This window comes from Actinacidiphila paucisporea, from assembly GCF_900142575.1.
Taxonomy (GTDB): Bacteria; Actinomycetota; Actinomycetes; order Streptomycetales; family Streptomycetaceae; genus Actinacidiphila; species Actinacidiphila paucisporea.
In genome coordinates, this window is sequence record NZ_FRBI01000010.1 from 49,466 (window position 1) to 66,825 (window position 17,360).

Genomic DNA, 17,360 nt, shown 5'->3' on the forward strand with positions numbered 1-17,360 from the left:
TCGGCGCGTCTACGACGGCGAGAAGACCAGTCTGCCATTGGCCCGCAGCACGGCGACGCCGCCCGGCAGGTTGAGCGCCTTCTGCCCGTGCCAGCCGGTGACCAGGCGGTCCACCTCCTCAATGTGCCGGGCGAACAGGAAGCCCGGCGGCGAGCCCGCGGCGATGGCCGTTCTGCGCAGCACCCGGCGGCGCACCGCGGCGGGCAGCGTGGCCAGCCGGCGTACGTCCAGGCTGCCGTCGTCGCCCGCCGCGTCGGCCTGGGCGTCGGCCGCCCACTGGTCGAGCGCGTCGGCGTCGTCCCTGGACAGCTGGGCGGTACGGGCCAGCGCCTCGACGACGCCCTTGCCGAGGGACTTCTCCAGGACCGGCAGCGCCTCGTGCCTGACCCGGGAGCGGGTGTAGGCGGGGTCGTGGTTGTGCGGGTCATCCCACACGGTGATGCCCTGGGCCAGGCAGCCCTGCCGCACGGTGTCGCGGTCCAGCAGCAGGAAGGGCCGCCGGTAGCGGCCGCCCGCCCCGGAGACCGCGGCCATGCCGGACAGCGACCGGATACCGGAGCCGCGGGCGAGCCCGAGCAGCACCGTTTCTGCCTGGTCATCGCGGGTGTGGCCGAGCAGCACGGCAGCCGCGCCGAGCCGGTCGGCAGCGGCGTCGAGCGCCGCGTAGCGGGCGTCGCGGGCCGCGGCCTCGGGTCCGCCCTGGCGGCCGACGGTCACGCCGACCGCGTCCACCGGGTCCAGACCCAGGGCTCGCAGCCGGCCGGCCACTTCCTGCGCGCGCAGGGCGGAGCCGTCCTGCAGGCCGTGGTCGACGGTGACCGCGCCGGACCGCACGCCCAGCCGCGGCCCTTCGAAGGCGAGGGCGGCGGCCAGCGCCATGGAGTCGGCCCCGCCGCTGCACGCGGCGAGCACCACGGGGTGCGGGTCGGCGGACGAGCTGAGGACGTCGTGCAGGACGCGGCGGACCGCCAGGCGTATCGCCGCGACCGTGGGGTGGGGTCCCATGTCCGGTTCCCTCCTGAGGAGGCTGTGAGGGCTGCGAAGAGCAGGATCGACGAGAGGAGATGACGCAGGGTATCCAGATGGTGACAGAACTCTGGGCATTACCCGAGCATCGCACGCCCTACCCTGCGTCTACGGTCCCTCGGACGGGTGAACCGGGGGGCGCCAAGGGGGTCAGCGCGCGCTCCTCACCCCTCCGGCTCCCTCCTCACGCCGCACCCCCCATCGCTCCGGCTTCCTCCTCACGCCCTCCGCGGACGGCCTCGTCCCTCGGCCGCCCACTGCGGGCGCTCGCTCGTCACCCCGCACCCCCATCGCTCCGGCTTCCTCCTCACGCCCTCCGCGGACGGCCTCGTCCCTCGGCCGCCCACTGCGGGCGCTCGCTCGTCAGCCGTCGGTGCGACCGTGCACGCGGGCCACCCACTCCGCCGGTTTGCCGATCTCCGCCTTGGTCGGCAGCGTGTTCGGCGACGTCCATACCTTGTTGAAGCCGTCCATGCCGACCTCGCCGACCACGGCCCGGACGAACCGCTCGCCGTCGCGGTACTGCCGCAGCTTCGCGTCCAGGCCCAGCATCCGGCGCAGCGCCTGGTCCAGCCGCCCGGCACCGCTGGCGCGGCGGCGGCTGAACTTCTCCCGGATCTCCGCGACGCTCGGCACCACCTGGGGCCCCACACCGTCCATCACGTAGTCGGCGTGGCCTTCGAGCAGCGACATCACACCGGTCAGCCGGGCCAGGATCTCCCGCTGGGCGGGCGTCTGGACCAGGTCGACCAGGCTGCGCCCGTCGTCGTCCGGCGTGTCGGCGGCCGCCTCGGCCCCCTCCGCCGCGTCCTTGCTCCCGCTGAAGGACTGCACGGCCTGCCTGACCCGTTCGATGACCGTGGAGGCGTCCAGGTCGGTCTCGCCGAGGAACGACTGGATCTCGCCCTCGATGTGGTCGCGCAGCCACGGCACCGCGGAGAACTGCGTGCGGTGCGTCTCCTCGTGCAGGCACACCCACAGCCGGAAGTCGTGCGGGTCCACGTCCAGCTCCCGCTCGACCTGCACGATGTTGGGCGCCACCAGCAGCAGCCGGCCCGCCCGCGACTCGCCGGGCCCCGGCTTGACCGGCCCCGCCGGCATGTCGCGGCTGGGCGGCGCGAAGGTCTCGTACTGCCCGAGCACCCGGGAGGACAGGAAGCTCAGCAGCATCCCGACCTCCACGCCGGTGACCTTCCCGCCGACCGTGCCGAGCATCACCCCGCCCGGGCCGCCGGGCCTGCGCGCCGCCATCTTGACCAGCAGCGGCTTGAGGACCTCGCGGAAGCCCGCCACGTTCGCCTTGACCCAGCCCGCCCGGTCCACGATCAGCACGGGTGTGCCCTGCGGGGTCGCGTCCCCGTCCGCGAACATCCGGGTGAAGGCCCGCACGTGCGCCTCCGAGTCCAGCGCGTGCCCGCGCAGCTCGGCCACGATCGCCCGCGCCTCGTCCCGGCTCACCTCAGGCCCCGGCCGCGTCAGCCTCTGGGCTGTCGCCACGGCGAGGTTCCAGTCGACCATCTCGCTTCCACCGATGCTCGTCATGCCTTCACGGTACGTTGCCGGTCCGCGCTTTGGGGCAAGCCGCGGGAGGCGAAAAGGCGGGCCGGGGAACATTCCCCGACCCGCCCCTCGGCGGTACGTGACGCTGTGCGCGGTGCGCTCAGCCGGTCAGTGGCCCGGTCCGTGCTCCTTGAGCCGGCGGAAGGACTCCTCGATCTCGGCCTCGGCCTCGGCGCGGCCGACCCAGTCGGCGCCCTCGACGGACTTGCCGGGCTCCAGGTCCTTGTAGACCTCGAAGAAGTGCTGGATCTCCAGCCGGTCGAACTCGCTGACGTGGTGGATGTCCCGCAGGTGCTCCACCCGCGGGTCCGACGCGGGCACGCACAGCACCTTGTCGTCGCCGCCGGCCTCGTCGGTCATGCGGAACATGCCGATGGCGCGGCAGGTGATCAGGCAGCCGGGGAAGGTCGGCTCGTCCAGGATGACCAGCGCGTCCAGCGGGTCGCCGTCCTGGCCGAGGCTGTTCTCGATGAAGCCGTAGTCGGCGGGATAGCTGGTCGAGGTGAAGAGCCGGCGGTCCAGGCGGATACGACCGGTCTCGTGGTCCACCTCGTACTTGTTCCGCGAACCCTTCGGGATCTCGATCGTGACGTCGAACTCCAAGGCCCTACTCCTCCATGATCAGCGCATACTGCGGGTGATTAAGTGTCTCCCACGCAAGTGGGTGGTCGCGAAAGGGGCTGGTCGGGGGTGCCGCACGGCAGGAATGTGCAGGTCGTGGCGATATCCGCGGCAATAGGCGCCGTGGTGGCCGTCGGCGCCGTCGCCGCGGCGGGGCCGTGGGACGGCGGCCAGCGTACGGCCGAGCGGTCGCTCGCCGCCGCCAGGGACAGCCGTACGGCCGCGCCGCCGGCCGTACGCCCCTCCGTGGCGGCGGCCGCGGCCGCCGTGCCGCCCGCGCCCTCCGCGGCGCCCGTCCTCGCCGCCGCGGGCACCGGGCGGCCGCCCGCCGTGAAGGCCCTGGCGGCCAGGCTCGCCCCGCTCATGACCTCCCCCGATCTCGGCACGACCCGCACCGGGGCGGTGCTCGACGTCGCCACCGGCCGGCTGCTCTACGACCACAGGTCCGGCACCGCCTCCACCCCGGCGTCCACCACCAAGCTCGCCACCGCCACCGCCGCACTCGGCACCCTCGGCGGCAGCCGCACGCTGACGACCCGCGTCGTCACGACCACCCCCGGCCGCATCGTGCTCGTCGGCGGCGGCGACCCGACCCTCGAACTCGGCGGGCTCGCCGCCGACACCGCCGCCGCGCTGCGCGCCCGCGGCGCCACGTCCGTACGGCTCGGCTACGACACGTCGCTCTACTCGGGGCCCGTACTCCACCCCATCGGCCGCAACGAGAACCTCGCGCCCGTCACCGCGCTCATGGTCCGCGAGGGCCGCCTCGACGGCAGTGCCAGCGGCCCCGCCACCCGCACCACCGACCCGGCTCTCTCCGCGGCCGCGTCCTTCGCGAAGCTGCTGCGCTCCCACGGCATCACCGTCACCGGCCATCCCGCGGCCGCCCGCGGCGCCGGCGGTACGCAGCTGGCCGCGCACCAGTCCGCGCCGGTCAGCGCGCTGGTCGAGCGGATGCTCACCGACTCCGACAACGACCTGGCCGAGGCGCTGGCCCGGCAGGTCGCCCTGGCGACGGGCCGCCCCGCCAGTTTCGCGGGCTCCGCGAAGGCTGTCGCGGCGGCCCTGCGGCGATACGGCGTCCCCCTCACCTCCGCCGTCTTCGCCGACGGCAGCGGCCTCGACCACGTCGACGCGCTGTCGCCGGCCACGCTGACCCGCATCCTGGCCCTCGCCGCCTCCCCCGCCCACTCCGAGCTGCGGCCCGTCCTCACCGGCCTGCCCATAGCGTCCTTCACGGGCACGCTCGCCGCCCGCTTCACCGCGACGCCCGGGGCCGGGGTCGTCCGGGCCAAAACCGGCACGCTGACCGGTACGAACACGATCGCCGGGGTGACGGTCACCCCCTCCGGCCGGGTGCTGGCCTTCTGCTTCATGACCCAGGGCGCCCCCTCGGCCACCGCGGCCCAGTCCGCCCTCGACGCGCTCGGCTCCGCCGTGTCCTCGTCCTGACCCTGCGGCTGGCTGCACGTCGCCACCGGCCGGAAGGGGCCGTTCGGTCCGCCCCGGACCGCCGGACAGTGGTGGGCTGAGCGCGCAGTTCCCCGCGCCCCTAGGGGCGGGCCCCTGCGCAAGACGGCGCCCTACAGGGGCGCGGGGAACTGCGCGACCAGCCGCCGACCCGGCTGCACGTCGCCACCGACCGAAAGGGGCTCTTCGGTCCGCCCCGGACCGCCGGACAGTGGTGGGCTGAGCGCGCAGTTCCCCGCGCCCCTGGGGGCGCCGTCCTGCGCAGGCCCTAGAAGCCGCGGGTGCGTTTGGCGGCGCGGCGAGGGGTCGCCGGGCCGGGAGTGGGGAGCGCGAGGCGGGCGATTTCGTTGCCGAGGTTGACGCCGATGGCGAGGGCGAGGGCCAGGGCGGCGGCCCGGGTGAGTTGGGTGAAGCCCTGGGACGCGTGGTTCTGGGTGAAGGCCAGCAGGCCGAAGTACGTGGCGGAGCCGGGCAGCAGCGGGCCGATCGCCGCTGTCACGTACGGCAGGACGGACACGTAGCGGTAGCGGGCCATGAGCTGGCCGAAGAGGCCCACGAGGCCGGCGGCCGCCGCGGTGGCGGCGACCTGGTTGCCGCCTGCCTGCTGGTGCAGGACGCCGAAGACGGTCCAGGCGACGCCGCCGTTGAGGGTGGCGAGGAGGAGCACCGTCCGCTCGCACTGGAGCAGCACGGCGAAGGCCAGGGTCAGGACCATCGCGGCGACCAGCTGCACCCACGGGTGGTCGTACGCCCGGATCGCCTGGTCGGGATTGAGGTCGGCGCCGAGTTTGACCCCCGCGTAGAGGATCAGGGTCACGCCGATGACGATGCCGACGACAAGGTAGATCACTTCGAGGAGCCGCGCCGACGCGGTGATGTAGAAGCCGGTCAGGCCGTCCTGGACGGCGGCGACCAGGGCCCGGCCGGGGAGGAGGGCGAAGAGGCCGCCGGTGATGACGGCGGAGGACTGGACGCCCGCGGCGCCGGGGATCCAGTGGGCGCGGTCGACCAGGACGCCCATCGCGGCGGCGGGCATCGCGGCCCCCGCGAACTGGTAGAACTCCGGGATTCCGCGCCCGGCCAGGAGCCAGGCGAGGCGGTCGCCGAGCATCGCGGCGAGGCCCGCGGCCAGGAAGATGATCAGGTTGCCGCCGACCAGCAGGCTGGCCGCCCCGGCGAGCAGCCCGGCGGCGCCGGTGAGCAGCCAGCTGCCGTAGGGGTGCCGGTTGCGCCGGATGTCGGCGAGGCGGCGGTAGGCGTCCTCCAGGGTCACCTCGCCGGCGGTGATGTCGTCCACGAGGCGGTAGACCGCGGCGAGCCGCGTGTAGTCGGTGCCACGGCGCCGCACCGTGCGGGTCATGGTCAGCGGCGGGTCGGTCAGCGAGGGCTGGTGGGAGATGCCCAGCAGGGTGAAGGTGACATTGGGCTCCACCCTGGCCAGGCCGTACGCGTAGCCGACGCCGAGCATCGCCGCCTCGACGTCCTCCGCGCCCTCGCCGCCGGCCAGCAGCAGCTCGCCGATCCGCAGGGTCAGGTCGAGCACCCGGGGCACCGAGACGGTGTGCCCGCCTTCGGGGCCGGCCATGGCCACCTCGGGCCCGGGCCGCTCGGTCACCGACAGCCGGACGAAGGTGCGCATCCGGTCCTGCCAGCGGGCGTCGCCGGGCGGCAGTGTGATGACCGGGATGCCCTCGGGCGGCGTGAAGGCCGACCCGGCCGCGGGGCCCGGCGGCACGGTGGACGGCACGGGCGGCGGCATGGCGGACGGCCGCCCGTTGGACGGTTCGCGCTCCTCCCCCGCCCCTGGGCCGCCGCCCGTCACCCGCCCGGCCTCAGTTCTTCTGCGCGCGGTGCCGGCCGCTGGTGCGCGGCGTCCCGGCGGCCTCGGGCGCCTCCGCACCGCCGGCCTCGTGGGCCGCCGGCACGTCCGTCACCTGGGCGGGCGCCGCCTTCCCTTTGCGCGAGCGCAGGTACTCGACGATCAGCGGCACCACGGACACCAGCACCACCAGGACGAGGATCGCCTCGATGTTGTCCTTGACGAATTGGATCTGGCCGAGCCAGTAACCCAGCAGGGTGACACCGGCTCCCCACAGGGTGCCGCCGATGAGATTGAAGGTGACAAAGGTGCGGTAGTTCATTCGGCTGACGCCTGCGACGATCGGGGTGAACGTTCTCACCACCGGTACGAAACAGGCCATCACGATGGCTTTGGGCCCGTGGTGCTCGAAAAAGCCGTGCGCCTTCTCGACGTTCTCCCGCTTGAACAGCCGGGAGTCGGGGCGGCTGAAGAGCGTGGGGCCGACCTTGCGGCCGAACAGATATCCGACCTGCTGGCCCACCACCGAGGCGAGTGCGATCAGCGGGGCGACCATCCACAGCGGCCGGTCAAGGGTCCCGCCGGCGACCAGCAGGCCGGTGGTGAACAGGAGCGAGTCCCCTGGCAGGAAGAATCCGATCAGCAGCCCGCACTCCGCGAACACGATCAGCAGTACGCCCCACAGGCCGTAGGTGTTGATCAGATGGTCGGGAGAGAGCCAGCTCGGACCGAGCGCGATGTTCGTCACGATCCAAAAGTATCAATGGAGTGTTGATACAAACGTTCCGCAACCTGCCAGTAGGGACTACCTTCTCCGCAGTGTCACCCGTGCACCACCGCATGTCCGGAAAGTCATCCCCCCACGTGCCCCGTCACTGCGTCCGAACCACCTGGCGGCTCCCGTTATGACTCGCGCCATCACCTTGCACGAAGTTTCCAAGTACTACCCGAAGCAGCCGTCGCCTGCCGTGGACAGGTTCTCGCTGGACATCGCGCCAGGGGAGTTCCTGGTGCTGCTCGGGCCCTCCGGCTGCGGAAAGTCGACCGTCCTGCGGATGATCGCCGGCCTGGAGGACATCACCACGGGCGAGCTGCTGCTCGACGGCGAGTACTCCAACGACCTCGCGCCGGGCGACCGCCGGATGGCCATGGTCTTCCAGAACTTCGCCCTGTACCCGAGCATGACCAGCCGGGAGAACATCGGGTTCCCGCTGCGCTTCGAGATGCCGGGCGAGGAGCACGGGCCGCGGGTCGACGAGACCGCACGCATCCTCGGCATCGAGGAGATCCTCGACCGCTACCCGGGGCAGCTCTCCGGCGGTGAGCGCCAGCGCGTCGCCATGGGCCGCGCCATCTCCCGGCACCCGTCGGTCTTCCTGATGGACGAGCCGCTGTCCAACCTCGACGCCAAGCTGCGCGCCCACCTGCGCGCCGAGATCGCCCGGCTCACCCACGGCATGGGCGTCACCACCGTCTACGTCACCCACGACCAGGCCGAGGCCATGTCGCTGGGCGACCGGGTCGCGATCATGCGCAGCGGTGTGCTGCAGCAGCTCAGCACCCCCCGTGAGGCGTACCACCTGCCGGAGAACGTCTTCGTCGCCGCCTTCGTGGGCACCCCGCGGATCAACCTGCTCCAGGCCACCGTCATCGCCCCGCTCACCGGCGGCATGTGGATCGACTTCGGCCGGCAGCGGCTCGGGCTGCCGGAGCCGCTGAACTACGACCACCAGATGCTGCGCATCCAGCAGGGCCGGCGGATCATCGTCGGGCTGCGCTCGGAGGCGGTGCGCATCGCCCAGCCCAGCCAGGCGCACGCCGGCGAGGTGGTGCTCAGCGGCATCGTGGAGCACATCGAGTACCAGGGCCACGAGTCGCTGGTCCACCTCAACACCGGGTCGCGTCCCGCGGTGGTCCCCGAGCTGGAGGCGCCGCGCCCCGCGCCCGCGGCGAAGAACAGCTCCCGCCGGGGCGCCAACGGCGGCGTCGGCCTCGGCAAGCTCGCGCAGAAGGCCGCACGGCGCATCCAGGCCAGCATGATGGACCGCGAGGGCGCCGCGCCGTCAGGCGACGGGGTGCCGCCCAAGCCACGGCAGTCGCCCGTCTCGGTCATGGACCGGCCCACGACGCCCGAGACCCAGACCGGCGACCTGGTGGTCCGCACCGGGCCGGACATCCGGGTACGCCGCGGGGACCGCGTCCCCCTGCTGGTCGATCTCGCGCACCTCTACGTCTTCGACCACGAGGGCCGGCGCATCTGTCCGGCGCCGGCGCAGCAGCCGCTCCTGGAGTAACCGGCGGCCGCGGCCCACCGCCGGGCGGTGTTTCCCCGGCGGTGGGCTCGTCGCACCCGCCTTACCGGCGAAGCCGCACGTGCGGACATATCGTGACGGCATGTCACTGCACAAAGGCTCAGGAAGTCCGCGGGCGATCGCGGTGAACCCGTTCTTCGGGGAGGCCGACCCGGTCGGCGGGATGGCCGTGGCCCCGCCGAAGCACCGGCTGCCGGACGGGCCGATGACGCCGCACGCCGCGTACCAGCTCGTGCACGACGAGCTGATGCTCGACGGCAATTCGCGGCTGAACCTGGCCACCTTCGTCACCACCTGGATGGAACCGCAGGCGGACATCCTGATGGCGGAGTGCAGGGACAAGAACATGATCGACAAGGACGAATACCCACGAACGGCCGAGCTGGAGCGGCGCTGCGTGGCGATCCTCGCCGACCTGTGGAACGCGCCGGAGCCCGGCGCGGTCGTCGGGTGCTCGACCACCGGGTCGTCCGAGGCGTGCATGCTCGCCGGGATGGCGCTGAAGCGGCGCTGGATGAAGCGCACCAAGGAATACCCGACGACGGCCCGGCCCAATCTGGTGATGGGCGCGAACGTGCAGGTGTGCTGGGAGAAATTCTGCACGTTCTGGGAGGTCGAGGCCCGGCTCGCGCCGATGAGCGGGGACCGGCTGCACCTGGACGCGGACGCGGCGCTGGCACTGTGCGACGAGAACACCATCGGGGTGGTCGCGGTACTCGGCTCGACCTTCGACGGTTCCTACGAGCCGGTCGCGGAGATCTGCGCGGCGCTGGACGCGTACGAGGAGCGCACCGGTACGCCCATCCCGGTGCATGTCGACGGCGCCTCCGGGGGCATGATCGCGCCCTTCCTCGACGAGGACCTGGAGTGGGACTTCCGCCTGCCGCGGGTCGCCTCGATCAACACCTCGGGGCACAAATACGGCCTGGTCTACCCGGGCGTCGGCTGGGCGCTGTGGCGGAACGCCGAGGCGCTGCCCGAGGAGCTGGTCTTCCGGGTGAACTACCTGGGCGGCGACATGCCGACCTTCGCGCTGAACTTCTCCCGCCCGGGCGCGCAGGTGGTGGCGCAGTACTACACCTTCCTGCGGCTGGGCAGGGAGGGCTACCGGGCGGTGCAGCAGACCAGCCGCGACGTGGCGATGTCGCTCGCCGAGCGCTTCGCGGCGCTGGACGAATTCCGGCTGATCAGCCGCGGCGACCAGTTGCCGGTCTTCGCGGTCACCACCGCCGCCGACGTGACGTCCTTCGACGTCTTCGACGTGTCCCGGCGGCTGCGCGAGCACGGCTGGCTGGTGCCCGCCTACACCTTCCCGGCCGACCGGGAGGACCTGGCGGTGCTGCGGGTGGTGTGCCGCAACGGCTTCTCGGAGGACCTGGCCGACCTGCTGATGGGCGACCTGAACGCGCTGCTGCCCGAGCTGCACCGCCAGTCGCACCCGCTGAACCGGCCGGAATCGAAGGCGACCGCCTTCCACCACTGAGCCGCCGCCCCGCCGCCCGCCCACCGCTCGCCCGCCACTCGCCGCCAGCGCCCCGGTGGCGCCCCCGCGTACGGCGAGTGCCACAGTGTCCCCTCAGTCGGCTGACCGGCGATCAGGCAGCCGGTCGCGGTAGCGCGCCTCGGGCGGCAACGCGCGCTACGGAACGGGGGAGTTGCGACATGGAACCGCTGACGGCGGGCGACCCGGCACAGGTCGGCCCATACCAGCTGGTGGGCAGGCTCGGCGCGAGCGAGCTGGGGCAGGCCTACGCGGGCCGCCACCCGGGCGGCGCCACGGTCACCGTCACCCTGCTGCACCCGCGGCTCGCGGCCGACTCGCGGGCCCGCGCCCGCTTCCGGCGCGACGTGGACGACGCCCGCCGTGTCGCCGGGCCCTACGTCCTGCCCGTCGACGCGGACACCGAGAGCGCGGCGCCCTGGCTGGCCTCGCCGGGGCCCGACGCGACGACGCTGGCGGGAGGCGTCGCCGGCAGCGGGCCGCTGCCGGCGCATCTGCTGCGCGACCTGGCGGTGGCGCTGACCGGCGCGCTCGCCGGCGCGCAGGCGGCCGGCGTCCTCCTGACCGGCCTCGACCCGTCCGCCGTGATCATGGCGCCCGAGGGGCCGCGGCTGGCCCCCTTCGGCATCGCGCACGTCGTGCGGGGCGCGGGCCCTGACCCGGACGCCGTCCACACGGTCGGTGCCGTCCTGCACTTCGCCGCCACGGGCCGCCCGCCGGGCGCCTGGCAGGGTCCGCTGCCGGTCGGCGACCCCGTCCTGGCGCGGCTCATCACCGACTGCCTGGCCGCGCGCCCCGCCGCCCGGCCGACCGTCCACGACCTGGCCGCCCGGCTCGGCACCGCCCCGCCGGGTACCGTGCCGCCGGGGGCCGCCCCGCCGCTCGCCATGCCGCCGGGGGCCGCCCCGCCGCTCGCCATGCCGCCCGGTGCCGCCCCGCCGCTCGCGCCCCCGCCGCTTGCCGTGCCGCCGCTCGCGGCGCCCGCGCCGCGGCCGTGGTGGCGCGAGATCCCCGCGTCCGTCCTGGCCACGGCGGTCGGGCTCGCCGTCATCGCCGCGCTGGTGCTGACCGCGGGCAGCTCGCACGACGACTCCTTGGCGACGCATCCGCCCGCGGGCGCGACGGCGACCGGAATCCCGGGCCTGTCCGACCTGCCCGGCGACCTGCCCGGTGACCTCCCGGCCGACGAGGGCGCCACCCCGGGCGACGACGGCAACGGCCCGTCGGACGCCGCCCCCTCCGACTCCCCCACCCCCGAGGACCCGATCGCGACCGCGCAGACCGGCGACTGCTTCACCGGCACCGGGACGGCGCGGTCCGCCGAGCTGGCGCCCGCCGCCTGCCGGCCGCAGACCTTCAAGGTCGTCCAGGTCCTGCACGCCACCACTGACACGCACGGCTGCGACAGCGTCCCCCAGGACTCCTGGAACGTGTCCTACCCGGCCCAGGACCTGGTCCTCTGCCTCAGCTACCAGTACGAGAACGGCACCGCCTACCACGCGGTCGCCGGCGACTGCGTCTACGGCACCACCGCCACCAGCGACTGGGACGAGCTGGCCTGCCAGGACGGCGCCTTCACCGTGCAGAAGCGGATCACCGGCACGACCGACGGCAGCCGCTGCAAGGGCCTGCGGAACAACGACTGGGCGGAGCACTTCGGGGTGAGCGGCCGGTCCGACCTCGACGTCACGCTCTGCCTGTCGATGATCTACCCGGACGACGCGGGCCACGCCGTCCTGAACCAGTGCATGCACTTCAGCGGTACGGCCACCCAGCCCTCCCTGCACGCGGCCGCCTGCGCCAAGGCCAACGTCATCGTCACCGGCCGCACCCCCAAGTACAACGACGGCACCTTCTGCGGGAACGACGCGTGGACCACCTGGAAGCCGGACCACTACCCCCAGCTGGCGTACACCCTCTGCTACCGCAGGCGCTGAGAGCCGAGGCCCCGGGCCCCGTCCGCGCGGACCGCGAGCGCCGTCCGGCCGCCCGGCGGGCGCCCGCGGTCGTCGTGCGGTTCCGGCCGGGCTGGGGCACCGTGGAAGGGCACCCCGACCCCCAGTGAAGGGCAGTCCGCCATGGCCGAGCACACCTATCGGGTGACGGAGATCGTCGGCACCTCGCCGGAAGGCGTGGACGCCGCCGTGCGCAACGGCATCCGGCGCGCCTCGCAGACGCTGCGCGGCCTCGACTGGTTCGAGGTGACGCAGGTGCGCGGGCACATCGTCGACGGCGAGATCGAGCACTACCAGGTCGGCCTGAAGCTCGGCTTCCGCCTGGAGGAGCCGGAGTAACCGGAGCAGCCGGAGTAACCGGAGCAGCCGGAGCAGACACGGCAGCCACCGCAGCCGGAGGCCGCGTCTCCGTCCTCGGCGTTCGCCCTTCCGCGCGAAACCCCCGCATGGCGCACTCCCGTACGGCCCAGTCTTACTCGCATTATCCGACTGGTCGTCCCATCATGTTGTAGTCAAGGCGGGTTCGTGTGGATTCGCGGCGTTCGTCCCGGTGAAGCCTCGCGGCCGTATCGGGCGCCGCGGACCGTTCCCGCCGTCCGCTTCGGACTCGGGAGCCGTCATGAGCCAATCCACGCCCTCCGCGCAACCGCCTCCCGGCGCCCCGCGCACACCGCACCGCGACGACGACCGCAGCGCGTGGGCGGCCGGCGGTACGGTCTTCGCGGGAGTGCTGCTGCTGGTCGCGGGCATCATGGCGATTCTGGAAGGCATCGTCGGCATCGCCAAGGACTCGGTCTACGTCGTCACCCGGGGCGACTACGTCTACAAGTTCAACGTCACGTCGTGGGGCTGGATCCACCTGGTCCTCGGCGTCATCGCCGTCCTCGTCGGCCTCGGCCTGCTCCGGGGCTCGGCCTGGTCGCGCTTCGCGGGGATCGCCATCGCCTCGCTGGCCCTGCTGGCGAACTTCATGTTCCTGCCCTACCAGCCCGCCTGGTCGCTGATCATGATCGGGATCTACGTCTTCATCATCTGGTCGCTGGCCACCTACCACAGGCACGGCCACCAGTCCGGGGGCGTCCGATGATCGGTGTCCCCTCCAACCCCGCGCTCGTCCAGCTGCGCCGCTGCACCGTCGCCGTCGACCTGGGCGCCGCACGCACCCGGGTCTACCTGCGCGGCAGCGGCCTGGTCGCCGACGAGCCGAGCGTCGCCGCGATCGACATCCGCACCGGCGCGCTCATCGCGGTCGGCGCCAACGCGGAGCAGATGGCCGGCCGCACTCCCGAGCACATCAGGGTCTCCCGCCCGGTCGCCGGCGGCGCGGTGGTCGACATCGCCATGGCCCAGCGGATGCTGCGGCACATCCTCGGCGACAAGCTCGGCCGCCGCAGGCTGCGGATGCCGATGATGCGGGCCGCGGTGTGCACCCCGCACGGCAGCGAGCCGATCGCCCGCAGGGCCGCCATCGAGACGATGTACGGGCTCGGCGCGCGCCGGGTCGAGCTGGTCGACACGCTGATCGCCGCGGCGGTCGGCTGCGGGCTGCCGGTGGAGCACCCCGAGGCCACCATGATCGTGGTGTGCGGCGCGGGCACCACCCAGGTCGCGGTCCTCTCGCTCGGCTCGATCGTGTCGGCGGAGACCGTGCCGGTCGGCGGCGACGCCATCGACCGCGCGGTCGTGCAGCACCTGCGCAACGCGCACGAGCTGATGCTGCCCAGCCAGTCCGTACGCCCCCTGCACCAGATGCTCGGCGCCCCCGCCACCGGCGGCACCCCCACCACCGAGGTGCACGGCCGGGACGTGGTCAGCGGTATGGCCCGCTCGGTCATGGTCGAGACCGAGGGCGTACGCCACGCCATGCGAACCCCGTTGACCGCGGTCGTCGACGCCATCACCGGCGTCCTGCGCCACTGCCCGCCCGACCTGGTCGCCGACCTCGGCGACCGCGGCATCATGCTGGCCGGCGGCAGCGCGCTGATGCCCGGCCTCGACCTGATGCTCCGCCAGGCCACCGGCATGCCCGTCCACGTCGCCGACCGCCCCGACATCGTGGCCGTCCAGGGCCTGGGCGCGATGATCGAGGGCCGCGTCCGCCCGGCCCTCCTGGAGACCCTGACGGTCTGACGCCCCGCCACCCGAGGGCGGTCCGAGCCACCGGCCGGACCGCCCTCGGCATGTCGCGGGGGCCTGCCGACCGCTGTGGCGTGGAGCAGCCCCGTAGCTCCCACGCCGAGGGCGGCGCCCGCGTCCGAGGCGGCCGTACCCTCCCGCAGGCCTCCCCTCTCGGCGCAGGTGCCGGAGGTGGCCGCCGACGCAGCACAACCCTCGGGCGGGGTCGCGGGTCCAACGGGCGGGACAGCGCCCGCCTTCCGGCGGACACGCGATGCCCACCCACCACGCGTAGCAGCGGCCGGGGAAGAAGGCCATGACGCGTGTCGGCTTCCTGGGGGAACCATGCGACTCAGACATCTGCTCGTCGTCGCGGCGCTGGCCGCGGCATCGACGCTGTCCGCGGGCACCGCGGCCGCCCACGAGGCGACCTGGTACACGACGCTCGGCGCCCGTCCGACCTCCGGCACGACACCGCTGGACATCACGTTCAGCGCGTCCGAGGGGACGCTCACCGCGCCGTACTCGTACACCTACGACTTCGGTGACGGCACCGCGCCGCTGGTGACGACCTCGGACACGGTGGAGCACGTGTACGCGGAGCCCGGTCAGTACGACCCCTCCCTGACCGCGACCACCGCGGCGGGGCCGAGCGCGCCGGCTCATGTGGCCGACAGCAAGATCTGGGTCGGCTCCGGGTACAACCCGGTGAACCCCGTCCGCATCCTCGACACCCGCGCGGCGATCGGCGTGCCGGGGAAGGCGCCCCTGTCGGGCACCACCGTCATCCTGCCGGTGACCGGCATCGGCCAGGTCCCCGCCACCCGGGTCACCTCGGTGGTGCTGAACGTCACGGTGACCGGCGGTACCCGCGCCGGCTACCTCGCCGTCGAGCCGTACAACTTCGGCAACGGCTCGTCGTCCGTGAACTGGGCGGCCGGGCAGACGCTGGCCGGCCAGGTGACCGTGCCGGTGCACGACGGGAAGATCATGATCACCGACATCTCCCTCGGCAGCGTCCACGTGATCGCCGACCTGGAGGGCTACTTCAGCGACGCCCACGGCTACTTCAACAGCGTCCAGGAGTCCCAGCGCATCCTGGACACCCGCGCCCGGATCGGGGTGCCGACCACCACCGCGGTCCCCGCCCACGGCACCGTCACCGTCACCGTGCCGCCCACGGCGGCGCAGCACCCGGCGGCCGTCATCCTCAACGTCACGGCCACCGGATCCACCGCCCCCGGTGTCCTGACGGCGTACCCGGCGGGACAGCCGCGCCCCGCGGTGTCGCACCTCAACTGGGCCGCGGGCCAGACCGTCGCCAACCTGATGACGCTGGCCGCACCCGACCGGAAGATCACCTTCTACAACAACAGCTCCGGCCCGGTGCACCTGATCGCCGACTACAACGGCTACTTCTCACCCGACGTCACCTCCTCCTTCCGCTACGGCGGCGCGCAGCGGATCCTGGACACCCGCAACGCCACCGGCACGGCCTCCACCGGGCCGATCCCGGCGAAGGGCGACATCAACCTGCGCTTCGACTTCGCCGACTCGATGGGCGGCCGGACGTCGAACGGCGTGCTGCTGCACATCACGATCACCCAGCCGACCGCCTCCGGCGTCCTGGTCCCCTACGACGGGTACTGGGGTGACAGCTTGCTCAAGGCCTCACTCCTGAACTGGACGAAGGGCCAGACCATCTCGAACACCGTCGCCGTCGCCAACACCAACGGGGGCAACGTGAGGCTGCACCTCAACAGCTCCGGCAGCGCGCACGTCGTCGTCGACGTCATCGGCTACTACGACCTGTTCATCCCGCAGCAGATCGACTGATTGCCCGGGACCGGCGCCGGGGCCGCCGCCGCGGCCTCGGTGCCGAGACGCGGCCCGGGTCGGCGTCCCGCCCCCGGCACCCGTCAGGTCGTGCCGTCCGCCCGCGCGGCCCGCCGTTTCCCGAGCAGCGACGCCGCGAAGCCGACCAGCACCCCGCCCACCGCCCACGCGGACAGCACCCACCACGCGGTGGCGGTGTCGTGACCGCCGAAGTAGGAGTAGTTGCGCACCAGCGTCACCCCGGCGCCGTTCGGCAGCGCGGGTCCGAGGTCACGCCAGAACGGCGGCAGCAGCGACGCCGGGTACACCCCGCCAGCGCTCGGATTCCCCAGCACCACGAAGATCAGCACGGAGACGGCGATACCGGCCGACCCGAGCAGCACCTGGAAGGCCATCCCGGCCGCCGCGGTCGCGAAGGTGATCAGCGCGGCGATCCACCAGAGCGACCAGAAGTGCCCGGTCAGCGCCCCGAACACGGAGTCGGCGACGATCGCCCCACCGAGCCCGGACAGCACGGACAGCACCGCCAGCGCCCCGAGCCGGATGGCCGTACGGTGCGGGTTCGCGGGCCGCGCCCCGTAGGACATCGCCAGCGCGGCGGACGCCAGGTACCCGCCGACGATCACGCCCACCACCAGGTAGAAGCTGCTCAGCCCGCGCCCGTCCGCGGGGTTGGGCGGCCGCAGGTCGACGACCGTCAGCGCCCGCCCCGGCCCGTTCACCTTATGGAAGACCGACTGGAGGGACTGCACTCCCGCGGGCCCCCCGGCCGACGCCACCAGCAACCGGTCGGGCCCGCGAGCCGGGCCGACCACCAGCGCCGCCTGGACGCTGCGGTCCAGCACCATGCCCCGCGCCTGGCTCAGGCTGTCCGCCGGCCTGGCCGACAGGGGCCTGCCCGGCAGGCCGTTCAGCTTCCCGACCACCGCCGCCCTTGCCTGCGGCTGCGCCGGAGCCACCACGGCCAGCGGGATGCGGCTCGGCTTCGGCGAGTGGAAGGCCCCGATGTAGGAGACGACGAAGGCCAGTTCGAGAATCAGCACCCCGAGCATCAGGATCGAGGCCCGCGGCGTCACCGCGTCCCTGAACTCCCGCCGGAATCCCCTCGACGGCCGGAATCCAGCAGGGGTCGACGGTTCGGCCAT

14 protein-coding genes are annotated in these 17,360 nt (G+C 73.3%); 8 read left to right on the top strand and 6 right to left on the bottom strand.

The genetic code is table 11. The features are described from left to right. Positions 1-9 precede the first annotated feature (9 nt). From tilS to BUE44_RS16845, 3 genes are all read right to left on the bottom strand, one after another. Complete coding sequence (tilS, locus tag BUE44_RS16835) at positions 10-1,005, bottom strand: tRNA lysidine(34) synthetase TilS (protein ID WP_073499130.1); 996 nt, start codon at positions 1,003-1,005, stop codon at positions 10-12. A 384-nt stretch (positions 1,006-1,389) separates the two neighbouring features. Continuing rightward, positions 1,390-2,568, bottom strand: coding sequence for a zinc-dependent metalloprotease (locus BUE44_RS16840; RefSeq protein ID WP_073499132.1), 1,179 nt, complete (start codon positions 2,566-2,568; stop codon positions 1,390-1,392). A gap of 126 nt (positions 2,569-2,694) precedes the next feature. Then, on the bottom strand, positions 2,695-3,189 hold the full coding sequence (locus tag BUE44_RS16845; RefSeq protein ID WP_073499134.1) for an inorganic diphosphatase: 495 nt from the start codon (positions 3,187-3,189) through the stop codon (positions 2,695-2,697). Positions 3,190-3,276: 87 nt separating this feature from the next. On the opposite strand from BUE44_RS16845, the gene dacB reads away from it, so the two are divergent. After that, entirely contained in the window at positions 3,277-4,659 is a 1,383-nt protein-coding gene (gene dacB, locus BUE44_RS16850) for a D-alanyl-D-alanine carboxypeptidase/D-alanyl-D-alanine endopeptidase (RefSeq protein WP_073499136.1), read from the top strand. A gap of 286 nt (positions 4,660-4,945) precedes the next feature. On the opposite strand, the gene BUE44_RS16855 is transcribed toward dacB, so the two are convergent. Both BUE44_RS16855 and BUE44_RS16860 read right to left on the bottom strand, forming a co-directional pair. After that, the gene (locus BUE44_RS16855) at positions 4,946-6,499 is read right to left on the bottom strand and encodes a threonine/serine exporter family protein (protein ID WP_073499138.1); all 1,554 of its coding nucleotides are present in this window, start codon (positions 6,497-6,499) and stop codon (positions 4,946-4,948) included. A 10-nt stretch (positions 6,500-6,509) separates the two neighbouring features. Further along, a complete protein-coding gene (locus tag BUE44_RS16860; RefSeq protein WP_073499140.1) occupies positions 6,510-7,244 on the bottom strand; it encodes a DedA family protein in 735 nt (244 codons plus the stop codon). A 157-nt stretch (positions 7,245-7,401) separates the two neighbouring features. Here BUE44_RS16860 and BUE44_RS16865 point away from each other — a divergent pair, with 157 nt between their 5' ends. The 7 genes from BUE44_RS16865 to BUE44_RS16895 all read left to right on the top strand — a co-directional run bounded on the left by BUE44_RS16865 (position 7,402) and on the right by BUE44_RS16895 (position 16,215). Next, the gene (locus BUE44_RS16865; RefSeq protein WP_073499143.1) at positions 7,402-8,790 is read left to right on the top strand and encodes an ABC transporter ATP-binding protein; all 1,389 of its coding nucleotides are present in this window, start codon (positions 7,402-7,404) and stop codon (positions 8,788-8,790) included. Positions 8,791-8,890: 100 nt separating this feature from the next. Then, positions 8,891-10,291: a glutamate decarboxylase gene (locus BUE44_RS16870; RefSeq protein ID WP_073499146.1), complete on the top strand. Its 1,401-nt coding sequence runs from the start codon at positions 8,891-8,893 to the stop codon at positions 10,289-10,291. Between the two features lie 179 nt (positions 10,292-10,470). Next, positions 10,471-12,246 carry an LppU/SCO3897 family protein gene (locus tag BUE44_RS37505; protein ID WP_073499148.1) on the top strand — a complete coding sequence of 592 codons (1,776 nt, stop codon included), beginning with the start codon at positions 10,471-10,473 and terminating at the stop codon, positions 12,244-12,246. Positions 12,247-12,387: 141 nt separating this feature from the next. Then, a complete protein-coding gene (locus BUE44_RS16880; RefSeq protein ID WP_073499151.1) occupies positions 12,388-12,603 on the top strand; it encodes a dodecin in 216 nt (71 codons plus the stop codon). 280 nt (positions 12,604-12,883) lie between these two features. Continuing rightward, positions 12,884-13,351: a DUF7144 family membrane protein gene (locus tag BUE44_RS16885; RefSeq protein ID WP_073499154.1), complete on the top strand. Its 468-nt coding sequence runs from the start codon at positions 12,884-12,886 to the stop codon at positions 13,349-13,351. Continuing rightward, positions 13,348-14,394 (top strand): rod shape-determining protein, encoded by a 1,047-nt coding sequence (gene mreB, locus BUE44_RS16890; RefSeq protein WP_073499156.1) that lies wholly within the window; start codon positions 13,348-13,350, stop codon positions 14,392-14,394. Before BUE44_RS16885 ends, mreB begins: the two co-directional genes overlap by 4 nt. A gap of 330 nt (positions 14,395-14,724) precedes the next feature. Further along, the gene (locus BUE44_RS16895) at positions 14,725-16,215 is read left to right on the top strand and encodes a PKD domain-containing protein (RefSeq protein WP_073499158.1); all 1,491 of its coding nucleotides are present in this window, start codon (positions 14,725-14,727) and stop codon (positions 16,213-16,215) included. Between the two features lie 83 nt (positions 16,216-16,298). On the opposite strand, the gene BUE44_RS16900 is transcribed toward BUE44_RS16895, so the two are convergent. Next, a complete protein-coding gene (locus BUE44_RS16900; RefSeq protein ID WP_073499160.1) occupies positions 16,299-17,360 on the bottom strand; it encodes a YhgE/Pip domain-containing protein in 1,062 nt (353 codons plus the stop codon).